This is a genomic window from Pseudoxanthomonas yeongjuensis (assembly GCF_010093345.1).
GTDB lineage: Bacteria > Pseudomonadota > Gammaproteobacteria > Xanthomonadales > Xanthomonadaceae > Pseudoxanthomonas_A > Pseudoxanthomonas_A yeongjuensis.
Window position 1 is genome coordinate 19,569 of the sequence record NZ_PDWT01000006.1, and the last position, 18,134, is coordinate 37,702.

Here is an 18,134-nt window from a genome sequence, read left to right on the forward strand (position 1 = left end):
CCACCCTCATTCACGGACACGGGCGATCCCCAGCAGGTCGTAGACGTTGCGCATCAGGTCGAGCTCCTGGTACGGCTTGCCCATGTAGCGCTGCACGCCGAGTTCCATGGCGCGCTGGCGATGCTTGTCGCCGGTGCGCGAAGTGATCATCACGATCGGCACGTCCTTGAAGCGCGGATCGGCCTTCATCGCCGTCGCCAGCTCGTAGCCGTCCATGCGCGGCATCTCGATGTCGAGCAGCATCAGGTCGGGCACGCGCTCTTCCAGCCGCTCCAGCGCTTCGATGCCGTCGCGGGCGACGGTGACCTCGAAGTTGTGGCGCTCCAGCACCCGGCCGGTGACCTTGCGCATGGTCAGCGAATCGTCGACCACCATCACCACCGGTACGCGCCGCTCTTCAGGCGCCGGCGTCTCGGAGACGAACAGGTGCGGCTGCAGGATGTGACGGCGCACCAGCGGGGCCACGTCCAGGATCACCACGATGCTGCCATCGCCGGTGATCGTGGCGCCGTAGATGCCCGGCACCGAAGTGATCTGCGGACCGACCGGCTTGACCACGATCTCGCGGTTGCCCAGCACCTGGTCCACGGCCACGGCCGCGCGCAGGTCGCCGGCGCGCACCAGCAGCAATGGCACCTGCGGCTGGCCTTCGGCGCGCGCGGGCGGCTGCCCGATCAATGCGCCCAGGTCGTGCAGCACGTATTCCTCGCCACCGTAGACATAGACCGCGCCCGCGGTTTCGAAACGGTCGCGGGAGATACGCCCGACGCCGCCCACCGCCGCCACCGGCACCGCGAACTGGGTTTCGCCGATCTGCACGAACACCGCCTGGGTGACCGCCAGTGTCTGCGGCAGACGCAGGGTGAAGGTGGTGCCCTGGCCGGACTGCGAAGCGATTTCCAGCGAACCGCCGAGCTGGCGGACTTCGTTGTAGACCACGTCCATGCCGACGCCGCGGCCGGCGAGCTGGCTGATGCTGTCGGAAGTGCTGAAACCGGATTCCAGGATCAGCCGTTCCAGGTCCGCATTGGACATCTGGGTATCGGCCTGCAGCATGCCGCGCTGTTCTGCGCGGCGGCGGATCGCGGCATGGTCGATGCCGACGCCGTCGTCGGAGACCTGGAACACCATTTCCGCGCCTTCGCGACGCAGGGCGATCTGCACCGTGCCTTCTTCCGGCTTGTGCTGTTTGCGGCGCTGCTTGGGCGATTCCAGGCCATGGGCCACGGCGTTGCGCAGCAGGTGCTCCAGCGGCGCGGTCATGCGTTCGAGCACGTTGCGGTCGAGTTCGCCGTGGGCGCCGTCGAGCTGCAGCCTCACCTGCTTGCCGGTATCGCTGGCGGCCTGGCGCAATACGCGACGCAGGCGCGGAACCAGTCCGTCGAATGGCACCATGCGCGCGCGCATCAAGCCTTCCTGCAATTCGGAGCTGACCCGCGACTGCTGCTGCAGCAGGCCGTCGTACTGGCGCGCAAGCTCGTCGAGCACGCCCTGCAAGCCGGTCAAGTCGGCCGCCGATTCGCCCAGGCCGCGGCTGAGCTGCTGCAGCGTGGAGAAGCGGTCGAGCTCGAGCGGATCGAAGGTCGGGTCGCGCTTGTCGTGCTCGCGCTGGTAACGCGCGACGATCTGCGCCTCGGTTTCCAAGTCGAGGCGACGCAACTGGTCGTGCAGTCGGGTATTGGTGCGGTCGAGTTCGGACATGGCGCCGCGGAACGCGCCCAACTGCTGTTCCAGGCGCGAACGGTAGATCGCCACTTCACCCGCATTGTTGACCAGGCGGTCGAGCAGGTCGGCGCGCACGCGCACCTGCTCCTGCGCCGCATAGGGCATGGCCTCGTCGTCGCTGGCGAAAGCGGTCTCGATCGGCGCGGAAAGCGGCGCCAGGGCGATGGCCGGCGCCGGAGCCTGTGCCGCGCCTTCGGCAGCCTGCTCGATGGCCGCGGCTTGCGGGTTCGCACTCGATTCGAATTCGGCGATGAGTTCGGTCGGCATCGGCGCCTTGCGATGCGCGGATACCCTGGCCACCAGGCCGTGCAACCCGTCGAAGCCGCGTTCGAGCAAGCGCACGCCATCGCCGTCCAGGTCGATGCGCTGCGCGGCCACCTGTTCCAGCAGCGACTCGATCGCATGGCCCAGGTCGCCGATGGCGTTGATCCCGGCCATGCGCGCGCCGCCCTTGATGGTATGCAGGTCGCGCTGCAGGCCGGTGATCAGCGAACGATCGTCCGGGGTCTCGCGCAATTTCGCCAGCAGGCCATCGGAATGGTCGAGCAGGTCGTTGCCTTCCTCGGCGAAGATGTCGACCAGGTCGAGATCCAGTTCGGCGGGGTCCAGCGCATCGTCGGCAAGCGCGGGCGAGGCGTCGTGCGCGGTGGCCATCGTTTCCTCTACCCCTGCATTGCCTTCGTTTGCGATCGGTTCGCCGCCGGCTTCGACCGTTCCGTCGGAGCCTGCCGCTTCGGTATCCATCGATTCTTCCACCCCTGCCTCCATTGCCGGTGGTTCCGGCACGACGTCGCTCGGGGGTTCGACGGTATCGATTGCTGCTTCAATGCCTGCGGACGCGGACGCCAAGGAATCGGCCTCGAGCATCTCTGTTTCTTCGGTCTGGACTTCTTCGACCGGCGCCGCGGATTCAGGCTCGTCGATCATCGGCTCGTCGATCGCCGGCTCCTCGACCACAAGCTCCTCGACCGCGGATTCTTCGATTTCCTGATCTTCCAGGAAGGGCGCTTGCATGGCCGGTTCTTCGACGACCTGCTCTTCTACGACCTGCGCTTCTACAACCAGCTCTTCGACAGCCTGCTCTTCGACGGTGGGCCCGTCGGCGGCCTGTTCTTCGATGGCAAACTCTTCGCCAGCGATTTCTCCGCCGACCGTCGCTTCGGGCGCAAGCTCTTCGGCGGCTCGCTCTTCAACCGTGACCGGTTCAATCGCAGCCGCGTCGTCCTGCGCTGGTTCCGGCACGGAGTATCCGGGTTCGGAAGCGACGGTTTCCGTCGACGCTTCCCCACCCGAAGCCGCATCACCTGCCGATTCTCCGGCCGGGGATGCTTCGATCGCATCGCTGGCAATGGCTTCCCCGGCGAGTTCGTCGACAGGCGCTTCCGTTGCCGGTACGACCGCGCTGTAGGTCATTTCCACGTCGAAGAAAGTGACTGCGGGTTCCGGCTTCGCATCCTCGGCTTCAGCAGCCTCGACTTCGGCATCGCGGATTCCAAGCACGACTTCCCGATCATCGAATGCCAGTTCGTCGTTCGTCCCGTCGACCAGCTCCGTTTCCGCTCCAGCCGGCGAGCCGGCCGTTTCAGACGCGACCGCCACGGGCTCTTCATGGCCAACATAGGCGGACAGATCATGGACCGACAGTTCGACCCCGCCGGGCGATACCGGCGGCTCGATGCCCGGCATGGCTTCGGCGTAAGTGCCCTGCGCGGAGTCGTCGACGATCACTGCCGCCATACGCGCTTCGGGCAGGCTGTCGCGCAGGTTGGCCAGTTGCGCCGTGAGTGCGGCGAATACCGGGATGCGGGGCGAAGCGGCCTGCAGGGCGGCGACGGTGCGGCGGATCGCATGCGCGCTGTCGGCCAATGCGGCCACGCCTTCGGTCGACGGGATTTCCTTCGCCGACCAGAGCCGCTTCACGTATTGCTCGGCCGCAGCGGTGACTTCGGTGATTTCCGGCACGTCGGCCATGGCGAACGCGCCGTTCATGGTGTGGAACGCGCGCAACAGGGATTCATCGGCAAGGCAGGCAGCGGTTTGCGCTTGCGCCATCCACTGATCCACGGTTTCAAGGTGTGCGCCGACCTCGGTCTCCAGGATTTCGCGCAGCACCCCGTCCACGGAAGCGGGCGTGCCTTCGATTTCCGGTGCGAACGCTTCCGTAGCGGGCGCTTCGACTTCTTCGCCGGTATCGAGGTCGGCGGCGACGGCCGGCTTGGCGGAATAGAAGATCTCTTCACCCGCCGCCACGCGATCGCTGAGCTCCTGCAGGCCCTCCAGGTCGGCGCTGACCTGGCCTTCCCCGCGCAGTGCGGCATTGAGTTGCGGCAGCACCTTGGTGGACTGTTCGAGCAGGGCGATGACCGCATCGGACGGCGGACGCGAGCCGTCGAGCACGCGGTTGAGCATGTTCTCGATCTTCCAGCTGAACTCGCCCAGCAGCTTGGCGCCGACCAGGCGGCCGCTGCCCTTGAGGGTGTGGAATACGCGGCGAATGGAACGCAGGCGCTCCATGTTGTCCGGGGCCGCGCTCCATGCCGGCAGCAACTGGCCGAGGTTGACGATTTCCTCGTCGAACTCCTCCATGAAGACTTCGCGGATATCGTCGTCGATGTCGTTGCCGGTCAGGTCGAAACCACCCTGGGCGACGCTCTGCGCGACCGCTGCCACGGGGGCCGGGACTTCGGCGACGGTCGCCACGGGAACCTCGGCGGCCGGCGCTTCAACGACATGCCCTTCAACAACATGCTCTTCGACAAGGCGCTCTTCGTCGAACGAAGCGGCGGCCGCTTCGGCTTCCAGCGCCTGCATCGCTTCCTGCACTTCCAGAGCTTCCAGGGCGTCGGTGTCCAGTGCCGCCTGGTTCGGATCCGCGTCGTCCGGCGCGATCGCAGCGATGCCGGAATGATCGAAGTCGACCGTGTGGCTTTCCGGCGCTGCGTCGATCGACGCGTCGTCCAGCGCCACCGCCGGGATATCGGTTTCCACGGCGATGGCATCGGCGAAGGCCACGGCTGCGGGCGCCACCGGCTCATCCGCCGGCAACGGCCAGTAACGCAGGTTCTCCAGGCTGCTGCGGGTGATGTCCAGGATTTCGTCGCGATTGGGGCGGCGTTCGCGCAGGGCTTCGAGGTAGTACTCGAGACTGGCCATCGCATCGGCCAGCGTGTCCAGCTGCTGCCCGCCGGGCACGCGGCGCTTGCCGATCAGTTCGATCGCCACGTACTGGCGCACGCCCAGCAGGTAATCGGCGGGTTGCGGCAGTTCCAGCATGCGCAGCGCACCGGCGACTTCGGACAGCAGGCGCGGGACTTCGGCCAGTTCGGCGTGGTTCCAGTTGGTTTCGATGAAGGCCACGAAGCCTTCGCGGGCCGCCGAGAAATTGTGGATCGCTTCCTGGGCCAGCGCCTCGACCGTGCGCTGCGATTCGGAGCTGGCCATTTCCTCGACCGCGGCGCCCGATTCGCCCAGGCGGGCGACCTGGTCGTCCAGCGAGGCGTCCACGTAAAGCAGGGCGCCGGCGATATCCAGCAGCGCGCCCTCATCGGCCGTACGCTGGCCGCCGACCATCTCGCGCAACGAATCGCGCTGCTGCACGACCACGCCGCGGGCCACGCCCAGGCCGAGCATGCCCAGGGTATCGGCGACATTGCCCAGTTCGTCGACCTGGGTCTGCAGCGCCGAGACCTGCGCGCCGGTCCGCAGATGCAGGTCGAGCGCGTCCTTGATCCGCAGCAGTTCCTCCTTGACCGCGGCACCGACGGTGTCCAGCAGCGCGCGATTGCGCCCGCTGACGCTACCGCGCGCGTGATCGAGTTCGGCTTCGCTGGGCAGTTCCGCATCCAGTGCGAAGGCCGTGCGCAGTTCGTCGAGCCCGGCATGCCCGGTCGCGGATTGCGCGACCAGGTAAAGCAGTTGCCGGGTGGGCTCCTGGCTTGGCGCAGTGGCACCGCCGCCTTCCTGCTGGCTGCTGCGTACCGCACGGCTGACGCCGGCATAGGCCTGGCGCAGCACCGGAGTCGCAGGGATCGCGCCATCGCGCAGCGCATCGGCGACCGAGGAAGCGACCCACAACATGCGTCGCGTGGCGATGTGCTCGACGCTTTCCAGCAAGCGTTTGGCCGATTCGGCCAGGACCACGGCGTTGGCCGGCGCGCCGTCTTCGGGCCATGCGGACAAGGCCAGGTCGAATTGCTCGAGGGCATCGCCCACGCGCGCCTGGCGCGCCTGCCATGGCAGCACTTCGGGCAATGGCAAGGCCTGCGGCAGCGGTTGCTCCAGGTCCGGCGCGAACAGCACGCTCTCGCTCAGGCCGGGGGCGCCGCGCGCGGCGCGAATGTCGTTGAGCAGCGGCAGCAGCACGATCGGGATGTCGCGATGGCCGTTCTGCAGGCGTTCCAGGTAGTCGGGCAGCAGCACCGTGCCGCGCATCAGCGTGCCGCAGGCCTCGTCGCGATCGCTGGTGGTGCTTTCCTGCAACGCGCGCGCCAGCAGTTCCAGTTCCTCGGCGACCATCGCCGGGGCGTACAGCTCGACCATGCGCAAGGTGCCCTGCACCTGGTGCAGATAGCCGGCGCAGAAATGCATGCGCGAAGTGTCGGCGGTGTCTTCGGCGAAGAACTCCACCTCGGCGCGCGCCAGGCGCAGGGTTTCGTCCAGCTCGGGCTTGACCCAACCCAGCACTGCGTGGCTCATCGCATCGCGTAGCGCACTCATCGGCCTGCTCCTGCCGCGAAGATCCGCCCACTGCCTGCGCGTGCTGCCCGGGAATTCCTGACTTCCATTCTGGTTCGTCCCGCCCTCAGCCCGGCAACTTGAAGTCGGCGACCGAGCGACGCAGTTCCGCCGACAGCTCGGTCAGATGGCCGATGGATTCGGCGGTCTGGCCGGCGCCCAGCGAGGTCTGCGAAGTGATCTGCCGGATCACGCCCATGGTCTGGGTGATATCGGTGGCCGCGGTCGACTGCTTTTGCGCCGCGCTGGAGATGCTCTTGATGAGTTCGTTGAGGTCGATCGACACGCGCTCGATCTCGCCCAGCGCGGTGCCCGCGTCTTCGGCCAGTCGCGCGCCGGAAACCACTTCCGACGTGGTCTGTTCCATCGAGCTGACCGCTTCGTTGGTGTCGGCCTGGATGGTCTGGACCAGCGATTCGATGCGCCGGGTGGCGCCGGAGGTGCGTTCGGCCAGGCGTTGCACTTCGTCGGCCACGACCGCGAAACCGCGACCCGCTTCGCCGGCCGAAGCCGCCTGCACCGCCGCGTTCAAGGCCAGGATGTTGGTCTGTTCGGAAATGTCGTTGATCAGTTCCACCACCGATCCGATCTCCTGCGAGGACTCGCCCAGGCGCTTGATGCGCTTGGAGGTTTCCTGGATCTGGTCGCGGATCTGGTCCATGCCGCGGATGGTTTCCCGCACCACGCCGGCGCCCTCGGTGGCGATCTGCACCGATCGCTGGGCCACTTCCGCCGACTCGGTGGAGTTGCGCGAGACCTGGTCGATGCTGACCGCGATTTCGTTGATCCGCTCGGAGGCGCTGTTGATCTGGTCGGACTGGTGCCCGGCCGCTTCCGCCAGCTGCAGCGCGGTCGCCTGCGTTTCCTGGGTCGACGCGGCCACCTGCACGGTGGTGTCGTTGATGGTGGTGACCAGGTGGCGCAGTTCATCGACGGCGTAGTTGATGGCGTCCGCGATCGCGCCGGTCATGTCCTCGGTCACCGTCGCCTTCACCGTCAGATCGCCTTCACCCAGCGAGCTGATTTCGTCCAGCAGCCGCATGATCGCCTGCTGGTTGCGGCTGTTGTATTCCACCTGGGTCTGGTAACGCGTTTCCTGTTCGCGCTGGCGGCTGCGATACAGGCTCCAGAGCAAGCCGACGATCGAGACCAGGGCAAGCAGGCCGGAGACGATGCCGAGCCAGAAATTGGGGAACGGACGCGTATCGCGCACCGAGCCGAACGAGGAGAACGCGTCGAACAGCTTCTTGCTGTCCTCCAGCATCTGCGTGGAGCCGCTGGTGATGGTGGCGGCGGCCGACTGCGCGGCGAACAAGTTCTTGGAACTGCCGGTGATCGCGTCCAGGTCCTTCTTCATCGTCGCCCACAGCGCCTGCGATTGGGTCAGCGCCGACAATGCGTCGCCGCCGCGCAGCGGGGCGATGCCGAGGTCGGCATTGCCGTTGCGCAGGCCTTCCAGTACCTGTCCGAACACCACCGCGTCGCGCGTCAGCGCGCTACCGGCATTCGCCGCGCCGCTGCCGCCGGCGCGCATTTCCGTCACCCGGCGGGCCATGGTGCCCGCGACCACGACCTGCTGCAGGGCGTTGTACATCTGCGAAGACTGGGCGCCGCTGGCGGACATGGCGCGCACCACTTCGTTCAACTGCGCCTGCAACTGCGGGACCTGGTTGCCGAAGCGATCGGCATTGCCGGCCAGGGCCAGCACCGCCGGCTCGCTGCTGATCAACTGGTCGGCGCTCTTGCCCAGCGGCGTCCAGGTGGCCACCAGCTTGTTCAACGGGCCCGATACCGTTCCTTCCGAACCGTAGCGGCTGGTGGTGGTGGCGATGGTGGAGTCGATCTGCGACTTGGTGGCTTTGAACGCCTTGAACGCCTCCGCATTGCCTCCCACCGCCTCGCGGCCCTGGTTGGCCAACTGCTGCGACAGCACCTGCAAGTCGGCCGCGCCGGTGGCGGCGCCCGACAGGCGGCTGCCGGTGTAAGTGGCGACGCCGGTATTGGCGCCGAACACGATCACCGACAATGCCAGCAGGATCAGCCAGAAGTTGCTTCCCAAGCTGCCGAGCTTGCTGGCTTTGGGAGAATCCGGTGCAGTGCTCATTATTCGACCCCTGGAATTGGACAATATGCAGCAGTAGTTCAAATCAAGCCTGGCTGACGCGCGCTGCGCATCATCCAAGTACCCGGCCCGGCCAAGCCCGACCTTCCCCCCCGGGGACCGCGCGTCTATGCGCCGGATCCCTTCGCCTCCCTGGCGGCATTGCAGGCCGCTCCAGCGGCCTTTCGCTCTTTCCCGCCGGCTTTCCCGTCAACTCGGCCCTACAGCGCGGCCTGGCGGAATTCCGGCGTACGCGCCAGCAACGACAAAGCAAAGACTCCCCAGTCATGCTCGTCGCCGTGGAAGGCCCGCTCCACGAAATGCGCGTACCGCCCTTCCGCCAGCGCGCCGGGCTCGATGCCCTGCTCGTCGGTGAAACTGCGCTGGCCATACAGTTCGTCGATGGTCAGGGCCACGTCGCCGCCGGCCTGGCGCACCACCAGCACGCGCTGGCCTTCATGCAGCACGGTGCGTTCGCCCTCGAGGAAATGCTTGAGGTCGATCACCGGGAACAGATTGCCGCGCAGGTTGCCGATGCCCAGCAGCCAGGGCTGCGCGCCCGGAACCGGCGTGGTCGGCGGCAAGGGCACGATTTCCACCACGTCCTCGAAGCCCGATACCAGCCGGCGCTGGCCGACGCGGTAGCCGACCCCGCGCCACTGCTCGGCGGCGGCTTCGCGCGCCGGCAGGACCACGGCGTGGGCCAGGCTGCGGCGTTCGTATTCAGCGAGGGTGTCGAATGGAGTGCGGCTCATGGCGTCGTCCCTTTCCGGTCAGCCGACATGGGTGCGGATCGCGTCGAGCAGCTCTTCGCGGGTGAATGGTTTGGTCAGGTACTGCTCGGAACCGACGATGCGGCCGCGCGCCTTGTCGAACAGGCCGTCCTTGGAGGACAGCATGATCACCGGCGTGCTCTTGAAGACCTGGTTGTTCTTGATCAGCGCGCAGGTCTGGTAGCCATCCAGGCGCGGCATCATGATGTCGACGAAGATGATCTGCGGCTGCTGGTCGGCGATCTTGGCCAACGCCTCGAAGCCGTCCGTCGCCGTGACCACTTCGCAGCCTTCCCGCTTGAGCAGGGTTTCAGCGGTGCGACGAATGGTTTTCGAGTCGTCAATCACCATCACCCGGAGGCCGCTGAATCCCCCGGCCGGGTTGTCATGCTCTGTCATTACCGTTCATTCCCCAGGCGCGGCGCTTCTAATCGGCTCCGCTGCGAAGCACCTTATATCCCAACATCCGCACGCACTGTCAAGTTGGGGTGAGGGTCCGGGCGAAGCTGAATGCGGCGATGCGAACTTCGTCTCATTTTCCGCCTGCTAACATCCTCGGCTGAAAAACCCCGGAAAAAGCCCGCCATGCCCCTCGATGTCGTCGTGGTGATGGACCCCATCGGGTCCATCAAGATCGCCAAGGACACTACCTTCGCCATGTTGCTGGAGGCCCAGCGCCGCGGCCATCGCCTGCATTATGTGCGCCCCGGTGGGCTGTCCCTGCGCGACGGCAAGGCGCTGGCGCAGGCCGCGCCGCTGGCGGTGAAGGACGACAAGGCCGGCTGGTTCACCCTCGGGGAAACGGCGCCACTGGCCTTCGGCCCGGGCCAGGTGGTGCTGATGCGCAAGGATCCGCCGTTCGACGACCAGTTCCTCTACGACACCCAGATCCTCAGCATCGCCCAGGGCGCCGGAGCGCTGGTGGTCAACGATCCGCAGGGCCTGCGCGACTACAACGAGAAACTGGCCGCGCTGCTGTTCCCGCAATGCTGCCCGCCGACCCTGGTCAGCCGCGATGCCGCGGAGCTCAAGGCCTTCGTCGCCGAACACGGCGAAGCCGTGCTCAAGCCGCTGGACGGCATGGGCGGACGTTCGATCTTCCGCGCCCGTGCCGGCGACTCCAACCTCAACGTGATCCTGGAAACGCTGATCGGCGACGGCAACCAGACCCTGGCCCAACGCTTCATCCCCGGGATCAAGGAAGGCGACAAGCGCGTGCTGCTGGTCGACGGCGTGCCGGTGGATTACGTGCTGGCGCGGATACCGCAGGGCGACGAATTCCGCGGCAACCTGGCCGCGGGCGGACGCGGCGAAGGCCGCCCGATCTCCGAACGCGACCGCTGGATCGCCGCCCAGGTGGCGCCGGAAATGAAGCGCCGCGGCATGCTCTTCGTCGGCCTGGACGTGATCGGCGACTACCTGACCGAGGTCAACGTCACCAGCCCCACCTGCGTGCGCGAACTGGATGCGCAGTTCGGCTTGAATATCGCGGGGATGTTGTTCGACGCGATCGAGAAGCGGCTGCAGATCTGATGGAAAGCATCGGAATTTCTGTTCTTGATCGTCATTCCCGCGTAGGCGGGAACCCAGTGACTTATCGCCCTCACAAGCAAAGTCACTGGGTCCCCGCCTTCGCGGGGATGACGACGGAATTTTCCCAGGACCAGTAATGTCCGCAGTCGTCGCACCCCCGAAGATAGGCTCCAACGAACGCCTGACCGCCACCCTGGCGCTGTCGCTGATCGTGCACGGCATGCTGGTGCTGGGACTGGGCTTCGCCCTGGACGACGCGGCGCCGGTGGTGCCGACGCTGGACGTGATCCTCAGCCAGACTTCCACCCCGCTGACGCCCAAGCAGGCCGATTTCCTCGCCGCGGCCAACCAGCAGGGCGGCGGCGACAGCGACAAATCCAGACGGCCGCGCGACAGCCAGGCCGGCTGGGTACCGCAGGCCCAGACCGGGGTCGCTCCGCACCCCTTGCGCGCGCAATCGCCCGACGCGGCGCCGCCACCTGAAACCCGCGTGGTCACCACCCGGAACAGCGACACCACCGTGCCACCGGCGCAGACCCTGCCCGAGCCCGACCAGCCCGAACTGCCGCGCGGCGACCTGAAGATCTCGCGCGATGCGGAAATGGCCCGGCTGGCGGCGGAGATCCACCTGCGTTCGGAGCTGTACGCCAAGCGCCCGAAGCGCAAGTTCGTTTCCGCCAGCACCCGGGAATACGCCTACGCCAACTACCTGCGCGCGTGGGTGGATCGCGCCGAGCGCGTCGGCAACCTCAACTATCCCGACGAGGCGCGGCGCAAGCGCCTGTCCGGGCAACTGGTGATCAGCGTGGCGGTGCGCCGCGACGGTTCGGTGGAAGGCAGCCGCATCATCCAGTCCAGCGGCATCCCCCTGCTCGACTCCACCGCGCTGCGCATCGTGCAGCTGTCGGTGCCGTTCCCGCCGTTGCCGAAGACCGACGAGAACATCGACATCCTCCACGTCACCCGCACCTGGCAGTTCCTGGCGGGCGGCGAAGTGCGCGACGACGAGTAGCGACGATCAAAAGCCCATAGGGTGGGCCCCAGCCCACCGTCTTTGACGGAGCCGATGCGCCCCGATGGGCGCATCAGGTGGGCTTGAGCCCACCCTATGCGATTACCACTCGCCGCGGCGATGGTTGGACACCCAGCGATACATGCCCATGATGTTGAGCACGCGCATCGTGTCGAAGCCGATCCACTTCTTCGTCTCGTCGTTGAACTTCACGTTGCGGTACAACTGGTCCCACGACTGGCCGGCGCGCACCAGGTCCAGCACCTGCTGGTGCAGGTCGACCATGTAGGCTCGCTCGGCGGCGATGTCTGGCTTGGTTGCCGGGCTGTAATGTCCGATGTCGATCACATCCACATCCTGCAGCAACACCCAGTCGAGCGTCTCGATCCAGCCGGGATAGTAGAAATCGAGGAAGTCGTTGTAGGGCATCGACTTGCCTTCGCAGACATCCGTGCACTGCAGCGCCTTGTACTTCGGGAACAGCACCATGATCATGCTGTCGGAGTGGCTGGGGGCGACGCGATGCAGCAGCACCGTTTCGCCGCCGAGGGTGATTTCCATGTCCTGGTCGAAGACGCGATCGGGCACGGCGGTGGGGATCTTCTCGCCGACGATCGGCTCGACCGCGCGCTGGTTGGCGACGACGATCGCGCCGTCTTTCTGGAACACTTGGCCGCCACTGATGTGGTCGGCATGACCGTGGGTATACACGACGTACTTCACCGGCACGTTGAAGCGCTCGCGGATCTCGTCGCGCAGCCAGCCGGCGGTGCAGGTCGCCGCGGGGTCGATGACCAGCGCGCCTTCCTTGGTGATAAGCACCAGGCCGCTGTGCACGGCCAGACCCGCCCCACTGGTGTGGCGATAAAGGTTGCCCTTCATCTGTTCAAGGCCGCGCGGCATGTCGGGGCAATCGCCCCCGGTGAAATCCGGCAACAGGGAGCGGTTGGCGTATTGCGCCTGGTCGACGGCGATGCCGTCATCGGCGGCTCGCGCGGTTGGCGCAAGCGGGACCAGCATGACGGCCAAGAGCATTGGCAAGCGGACAAGTGCACGCATCATGGATTTCCTTGGCTAGGGGACGGCGGTGTGGAGCCTAGGACTTTCGTGGCGCCAATGCGTGCCTGTGCAGACCGGTGCCTATGCGGTAGCAACGCAGTCAACGCATCGCGGTTGTCCAGTCCGCCGCGCAGCCACAGGCGGGTGGCCGCTTCGGCGCGGTCGATCAACTCGCCGGTGTGGGAGAAATCGTAGGCGTGCACCGCCAGCGGGCATAGCGACGGAATGACGACCAGTTCGCAACGTTCGGAGTAGCGCTCGACGTCACTGCGCAGTTGGCGCATCGCCAGCAGGTTCAAGGCGTGCACAGCGATGGCGAAGGCGCCGCGCGGCGGCTGTTCCAGCGTGCATGGCACGCCGGTCGGCAGCACGATCACCCGCGTCGCGCCCAGGTGCAGGGCGGTGGAAATCGGCGTATTGCCGGCGACCCCGCCATCCATCAGATGCCGCTCGCCGATCGACACTGTGGGGAAGATCACCGGGATCGCGGTACTGGCGAGCAGCGCCGGCACCACTTCCCCGTCAGAGAAAACGACTTCCGTGCCATCCAGCACGTCGGTGGCGACGATATGACACGGCAGCCGCGCCTGTTCCAGCTGGCGGTACGGGAGTTCGGATTCGATCAGCGCCTGCAACGATGCCGGCGTGGCCAGGTAATCGCGCCGTCCCAGCAACCACGACAGGCTGCCGACCAGCGACAGCGGGAAGATGTCCGCGCGGCGCAACCCGCGCCAGATCCGCTCGAGCCGGGCCACGCCCGCCTCATCCGGATCGGCGGCGTAGTAGGCGCCGTTGATCGCACCGGCCGAGGCGCCGACCACGAAATCGGGAACGATGCCTTTCCGCGCCAGCGCCTTGAGCATGCCCACTTGCACCGCCCCCAGGCTGCCGCCACCGGCCAGCACGAAAGCGGTACTGCGTTTTTCGTCGCCTGACGTGACCGAGGGTCCGCTCATGCCGATACGGTACACCGCTGCAGCTCGGCTTCGATGGCAAGGTTTTCCTGGTCGCGTCCGACCGACGCCGCAGCCAGCAGTTCGCCCTTGCGGAAAAATCGCGCGGTGCAATCATGCGCCGCCAGCGCGCCTTCGATCCGCACTTCGTCCCAACCCTGCGCATGCCCGTTGTAACGGATGTCCAGGCCGTAATGATGGGTCCAGAAGAACGGCACGTCGTCGAACACCCGGCCCGCGCCCAGCATGTTTTCCGCCGCGGCCTGGCCCTGGCGTTGCGCGTGCACCCAGTGTTCGATCCTGACCAGTTCCGCGCCATGGCGGTAACGGGCCACGTCGCCGGCCGCATAGATCCCGGCGACCGAAGTCTGCAGGCGCGCATCGACCAGGATTCCGTTCTCCACCGCCAGGCCCGCGGCAGTGGCCAAAGCGATGCGCGGGACGACGCCCGCGCCGACGATCAGCAGGTCGGCGTGGATCCGGGTTCCATCGGCGAGCGTGAGCACCTCGCCGTCGAAACCGGCGGGGCGGGCCTGCAGGTGGAACCGCACGCCATGGTCGCGGTGCAGGCCGGTGATGAACTCGCCGAACTCGCGCCCCAGCGCGCGTTCCATCGGCACTTCATCGCGCGCCACCACATGCACTTCCAATCCACGCACGCGCAACGCGCCAGCCGCTTCCATGCCGATGAAGCCGGCGCCGACAAGCGCGACCGACTTCGCGGCGCCAACCGCGGCGACAATCGCCCGCGCATCGGCCAGCGAACGCAGGGCGAATACGTTGGGCCGATCGAATCCCGGCAGCGGCAGGCGCACCGGCTCGGCGCCGGTGGCGATCAGCAAGGCGTCATAGCCGAAACTTCCGCCGTCGCGAGCGCGCACTTCGCGTGCTTCGATGTCGATCGCGACGACTTCGCAGGACTGATGCAGATCGATCCTCCGGTCGGCGTAGAACTCGTCCGGCTGCAGCGGAATCCAGTCTTCCGCGGCGGTCCCGGCCAGGTAATCCTTGGAAAGATTGGGCCGGTCGCAGGGCGGATCGGCATCGGCGCTGAGCATCGTCAACGAGCCGTTGAAACCGAGTCCACGCAAGCGTTCTGCCGCGGCGAAGGCGGCGGCGCCGCCACCGATGATGACGATGCGACGCGGGTGGGTGGACGGATCGGCAGCACCGGTTTTCGTCTCGCCGCTGTTGATCTGGCCGCGGACGAAGACCGTGTCGCCGACGGTTTCCACCTGCCACGTCGCCAGCGGCGCGAAGGCCGGCGCCTTCGATGCCGCACCGGTACGCAGGCTGAAACAGGCATGGTGCCAAGGACAGTGGATTTCGCCATTGCTTGCCAATCCTTCCGCCAGCGCGGCGCCGTAATGGGTGCAGGTTCCGCCGATCGCGAAGATCCCGTCGTCCAGTCGCGCCAGCAGCACCGCCCCGCCATCGACATGGCCGGCGAGCACGCCGCTGGTGGGCACGCTCGATAGTGGTACGCCGAGGGCGAGGTCCGGACCCGGGGGTGGTGTATCGGATTGGGACATGGTGTGTCTCCTTCGATCTACGCGGATGCGATGCGCCTGCGTGCCAGCGCGGGTTACGTGCATTGGATGGCGCAAGCCGCATCCGGTTCCCGGTGATTGTCGGGCGCGATGCGTATCGCAGGCGTGAGCGGCGAGGAGCACGTGGGAGCGGCGTAAGCCGCGAAGCTTTGGCTGGTGTCTTTGCGATTCTCTACTCCAGGCCGAAAGCAAGAGCTCGCGGCGGGACGCCGCTCCCGCGAAGGCAGAGACGGAGGCAAAAGCTGCGCGGCTTACGCCGCTCCCACGAACCGCGTCTGCGGGAACCTCACCCCCACCCGCGCATCCATTCCTGCATACCACCTCCACTCCTGAGGCCGTACCGTGCTCGATGCCGACCTGCAAACCATTGAACGCCTGCCCTCGCACCAGCACGCCGAGTGCGCGAGCAAGTGCCCCACCCGCCACGAAGCCGAAGCCGCCGTGCGCACCTTGATCCGCTGGGCCGGCGACGATCCCGCGCGCGAAGGCCTTCTGGCCACGCCGGGGCGGGTGGTGCGCGCCTACGAGGAATGGTTCGGCGGCTACCGGCTCGATCCCGACCGGCTCCTCGACCGCACCTTCGAGGAAACCGGCGGCTACGACGACCTGGTCCTGCTGCGCGATATCCCGGTGCGGTCGGTATGCGAACACCACATGGCCGCGATCCGCGGCGTGGCGCACGTGGCCTACCTGCCGGGTGCGCGCGTGGTCGGCATCTCCAAGCTGGCGCGGCTGGTCGATGCCTACGGCCGGCGCCTGCAGATCCAGGAGCGGCTGACCGCCGAGATCGCCGACACCCTGCAGCGCGTGCTGCAGCCGCGCGGCGTGGCCGTGGTCATCCAGGCCAGCCACGAGTGCATCTCCTCGCGCGGGGCGCGCATGCACGGCGTGTCCATGGTCACCCGGCGCCTGCTGGGGCAATTCGGGCAGGAACCGCATCGCCGCGACATCCTGGCTACCCTGGCGGGCTGAGTCGGGAACCTCTCGCGCACTCGTGCATCCGATGGGTGTAGAAGGAGAGGACCATGAACACGCCAGCCAACGCGCTAGCCATCGATTACGCCCAGTTGGAGGATACGGCGCTAGTCGCCCTGGCCCAGTCGGGGCATCGCGGCGCCTTCCGCCACATCATGCAGCGCTGCAACCAGCGCCTGTTCCGGGTCGCGCGCGGCGTGGTCAACGACGACACCGAGGCCGAGGACGTGGTCCAGGAGGCCTACACGCATGCGTATGAGAAATTACACACATTCCGCGGCGAGGCGGCGCTGCTCACCTGGATGACCCGGATCGTGCTCAACGAAGCCTATGGCCGCTTGCGCCAGCGGAGGAACACCGTGGACATCGACCAGATCGAGGCCTCGCAGGCCAGCGACCGGATCGTGCAGTTCCCGTCGAAGTTCGGCAACGAGGATCCCGCCGCCAGCGCCGCGCGCGCGCAGATCCGCAAGCTGGTCGAACACGCCATCGACGACCTGCCGGAACCGTTCCGCATCGTGTTCGTGATGCGCGAGATCGAGGAATGCACGGTCGAGGAAACCGCGTACAGCCTGGACCTGCGCCAGGAAACGGTGAAGACCCGCCTGCACCGCGCGCGCCGGCTGCTGCGCGCGGCCTTGCACGACAGCCTGTCGACGACATTGACCGATGCGTTCCCGTTCCTGGGACCACGCTGCGAGCGCATGACTGCGACGGTGCTGAAGCGATTGGACGATCGCTTCACCGTGCATGGCGTCGGCACCGAACTGGACGGATCCGGCGAAGACGGGCGCAGGCCCTGAACGATCGAAGCGGGAACCGGCGGCATCGCCGGTTCCTTCCACCTGTTGCACCCACCACCCGAGGATCGGACATGCTCACTTATGCACTCATCGTTTTCGCCATCGCCGCCGTCGGCGGACTGGTCCTGGCCAGCAGCGTGCTGCGCGGCAAGCTCGCCCCGTGGGCCATTTCGATCCTGCACGCGCTGCTCGGCGCCAGCGGCCTGGTCCTGCTGATCCTCACCGTCATGCAGGGCGCGACCCCGGCACGCGTCACCGCCGCCCTGGGCCTGCTGGTGGTGGCGGCCCTGGGCGGTTTCTACCTGGCTTCGCTGCACCTGCGCGGCACGGTCGCGCCGAAGGCGGTCGTGTTCGTCCATGCCGGCGTCGCGGTGGCGGGTTTCCTGACCCTGCTCAGCGCCGTGCTGGTGGCTTGAGGTTCGACCCACCATGAGCCATCCCCTGCATCCGGCGCTGGTCCATTTCCCGATCGCCTGCTGGTCGCTGGCCACGGCTGCGGATGTGGCCAGCCTCTGGTTCGGCGAGCCGGCGTGGAGGCTGGCCGGCGTGCTGCTGGCGCTGGGCACGCTGATCGCGCTGGCGGCGATGGCCACCGGCTTCATCGAACTGTTGAAAGTCGGTGCGGAACATCCGGCCACCCGCGATCTCAACCGGCACATGCTGCTGATGTCGACCGCGTGGTGTCTGTACGCGACCAGCCTGTTCCTGCGCCTGCAGGGCACCACGCTGACCCAGCCCGATACCCTGGACCTGGGCCTGAGCGTGGCCGGCTTCGCGGTGTTGGGCGTGGGTGGATGGTTCGGCGGCAAGCTGGTGTATGGGCATGGCGTGGGTGTGGCGAAGCATCCGCCTGCCTAGACGCCGGCAGGACAGGGGCTTCAAACCAAACCGATCCACCCCAGCGCCTGCGGACAAA

At 67.0% G+C, this 18,134-nt stretch carries 12 protein-coding genes and 2 pseudogenes; 6 read left to right on the forward strand and 8 right to left on the reverse strand.

Annotation, left to right across the window (positions count from 1 at the left end):
• Positions 1–6 precede the first annotated feature (6 nt).
• From CSC74_RS17775 to CSC74_RS14085, 5 genes and pseudogenes are all read right to left on the reverse strand, one after another.
• Positions 7–2,784, reverse strand: a pseudogene (locus tag CSC74_RS17775) (response regulator); the annotation flags it as partial.
• 678 nt (positions 2,785–3,462) lie between these two features.
• A pseudogene (locus CSC74_RS17780) lies at positions 3,463–6,441 on the reverse strand (Hpt domain-containing protein); the annotation flags it as partial.
• An 85-nt stretch (positions 6,442–6,526) separates the two neighbouring features.
• A complete protein-coding gene (locus tag CSC74_RS14075) occupies positions 6,527–8,563 on the reverse strand; it encodes a methyl-accepting chemotaxis protein (RefSeq protein WP_162315126.1) in 2,037 nt (678 codons plus the stop codon).
• A gap of 218 nt (positions 8,564–8,781) precedes the next feature.
• The gene (locus CSC74_RS14080) at positions 8,782–9,315 is read right to left on the reverse strand and encodes a chemotaxis protein CheW (RefSeq protein ID WP_162315127.1); all 534 of its coding nucleotides are present in this window, start codon (positions 9,313–9,315) and stop codon (positions 8,782–8,784) included.
• An 18-nt stretch (positions 9,316–9,333) separates the two neighbouring features.
• Positions 9,334–9,732, reverse strand: coding sequence for a response regulator (locus tag CSC74_RS14085; protein WP_162315128.1), 399 nt, complete (start codon positions 9,730–9,732; stop codon positions 9,334–9,336).
• Between the two features lie 186 nt (positions 9,733–9,918).
• Here CSC74_RS14085 and gshB point away from each other — a divergent pair, with 186 nt between their 5' ends.
• Both gshB and CSC74_RS14095 read left to right on the forward strand, forming a co-directional pair.
• Positions 9,919–10,866 (forward strand): glutathione synthase, encoded by a 948-nt coding sequence (gene gshB, locus CSC74_RS14090; protein ID WP_162315129.1) that lies wholly within the window; start codon positions 9,919–9,921, stop codon positions 10,864–10,866.
• A 136-nt stretch (positions 10,867–11,002) separates the two neighbouring features.
• Positions 11,003–11,878 (forward strand): energy transducer TonB, encoded by an 876-nt coding sequence (locus tag CSC74_RS14095; protein WP_162315130.1) that lies wholly within the window; start codon positions 11,003–11,005, stop codon positions 11,876–11,878.
• A gap of 102 nt (positions 11,879–11,980) precedes the next feature.
• On the opposite strand, the gene CSC74_RS14100 is transcribed toward CSC74_RS14095, so the two are convergent.
• Genes CSC74_RS14100 through CSC74_RS14110 form a run of 3 tightly spaced genes read right to left on the reverse strand, consistent with a single transcriptional unit; the run spans position 11,981 to position 15,422 of the window.
• Positions 11,981–12,937 carry an MBL fold metallo-hydrolase gene (locus tag CSC74_RS14100; protein WP_211369653.1) on the reverse strand — a complete coding sequence of 319 codons (957 nt, stop codon included), beginning with the start codon at positions 12,935–12,937 and terminating at the stop codon, positions 11,981–11,983.
• The gene (locus tag CSC74_RS14105) at positions 12,937–13,893 is read right to left on the reverse strand and encodes a patatin-like phospholipase family protein (RefSeq protein WP_162315132.1); all 957 of its coding nucleotides are present in this window, start codon (positions 13,891–13,893) and stop codon (positions 12,937–12,939) included. The genes CSC74_RS14100 and CSC74_RS14105 overlap by 1 nt, the downstream gene beginning before the upstream one ends.
• Positions 13,890–15,422, reverse strand: coding sequence for an FAD-dependent oxidoreductase (locus CSC74_RS14110; RefSeq protein ID WP_162315133.1), 1,533 nt, complete (start codon positions 15,420–15,422; stop codon positions 13,890–13,892). Before CSC74_RS14110 ends, CSC74_RS14105 begins: the two co-directional genes overlap by 4 nt.
• Positions 15,423–15,797: 375 nt before the next feature.
• Here CSC74_RS14110 and folE point away from each other — a divergent pair, with 375 nt between their 5' ends.
• The 4 genes from folE to CSC74_RS14130 all read left to right on the forward strand — a co-directional run bounded on the left by folE (position 15,798) and on the right by CSC74_RS14130 (position 18,076).
• Positions 15,798–16,412, forward strand: coding sequence for a GTP cyclohydrolase I (gene folE / locus CSC74_RS14115; RefSeq protein WP_211369658.1), 615 nt, complete (start codon positions 15,798–15,800; stop codon positions 16,410–16,412).
• A gap of 53 nt (positions 16,413–16,465) precedes the next feature.
• Positions 16,466–17,218, forward strand: a complete 753-nt coding sequence (locus CSC74_RS14120; RefSeq protein WP_162315134.1) for an RNA polymerase sigma factor — start codon at positions 16,466–16,468, stop codon at positions 17,216–17,218.
• A gap of 71 nt (positions 17,219–17,289) precedes the next feature.
• Positions 17,290–17,634 (forward strand): hypothetical protein, encoded by a 345-nt coding sequence (locus CSC74_RS14125; protein WP_162315135.1) that lies wholly within the window; start codon positions 17,290–17,292, stop codon positions 17,632–17,634.
• Positions 17,635–17,647: 13 nt separating this feature from the next.
• Positions 17,648–18,076, forward strand: a complete 429-nt coding sequence (locus tag CSC74_RS14130; protein ID WP_162315136.1) for a DUF2231 domain-containing protein — start codon at positions 17,648–17,650, stop codon at positions 18,074–18,076.
• Positions 18,077–18,134: the final 58 nt, after the last annotated feature.

Bases quoted from the DNA above. Each gene is read 5' to 3' on its own strand.
- CSC74_RS14075 (WP_162315126.1), bottom strand. From the start codon at position 8,563: ATGAGCACTGCACCGGATTCTCCCAAAGCCAGCAAGCTCGGCAGCTTG.
- CSC74_RS14080 (WP_162315127.1), bottom strand. From the start codon at position 9,315: ATGAGCCGCACTCCATTCGACACCCTCGCTGAATACGAACGCCGCAGC.
- CSC74_RS14085 (WP_162315128.1), bottom strand. From the start codon at position 9,732: ATGACAGAGCATGACAACCCGGCCGGGGGATTCAGCGGCCTCCGGGTG.
- gshB (WP_162315129.1), top strand. From the start codon at position 9,919: ATGCCCCTCGATGTCGTCGTGGTGATGGACCCCATCGGGTCCATCAAG.
- CSC74_RS14095 (WP_162315130.1), top strand. From the start codon at position 11,003: ATGTCCGCAGTCGTCGCACCCCCGAAGATAGGCTCCAACGAACGCCTG.
- CSC74_RS14100 (WP_211369653.1), bottom strand. From the start codon at position 12,937: ATGCGTGCACTTGTCCGCTTGCCAATGCTCTTGGCCGTCATGCTGGTC.
- CSC74_RS14105 (WP_162315132.1), bottom strand. From the start codon at position 13,893: ATGAGCGGACCCTCGGTCACGTCAGGCGACGAAAAACGCAGTACCGCT.
- CSC74_RS14110 (WP_162315133.1), bottom strand. From the start codon at position 15,422: ATGTCCCAATCCGATACACCACCCCCGGGTCCGGACCTCGCCCTCGGC.
- CSC74_RS14120 (WP_162315134.1), top strand. From the start codon at position 16,466: ATGAACACGCCAGCCAACGCGCTAGCCATCGATTACGCCCAGTTGGAG.
- CSC74_RS14125 (WP_162315135.1), top strand. From the start codon at position 17,290: ATGCTCACTTATGCACTCATCGTTTTCGCCATCGCCGCCGTCGGCGGA.
- CSC74_RS14130 (WP_162315136.1), top strand. From the start codon at position 17,648: ATGAGCCATCCCCTGCATCCGGCGCTGGTCCATTTCCCGATCGCCTGC.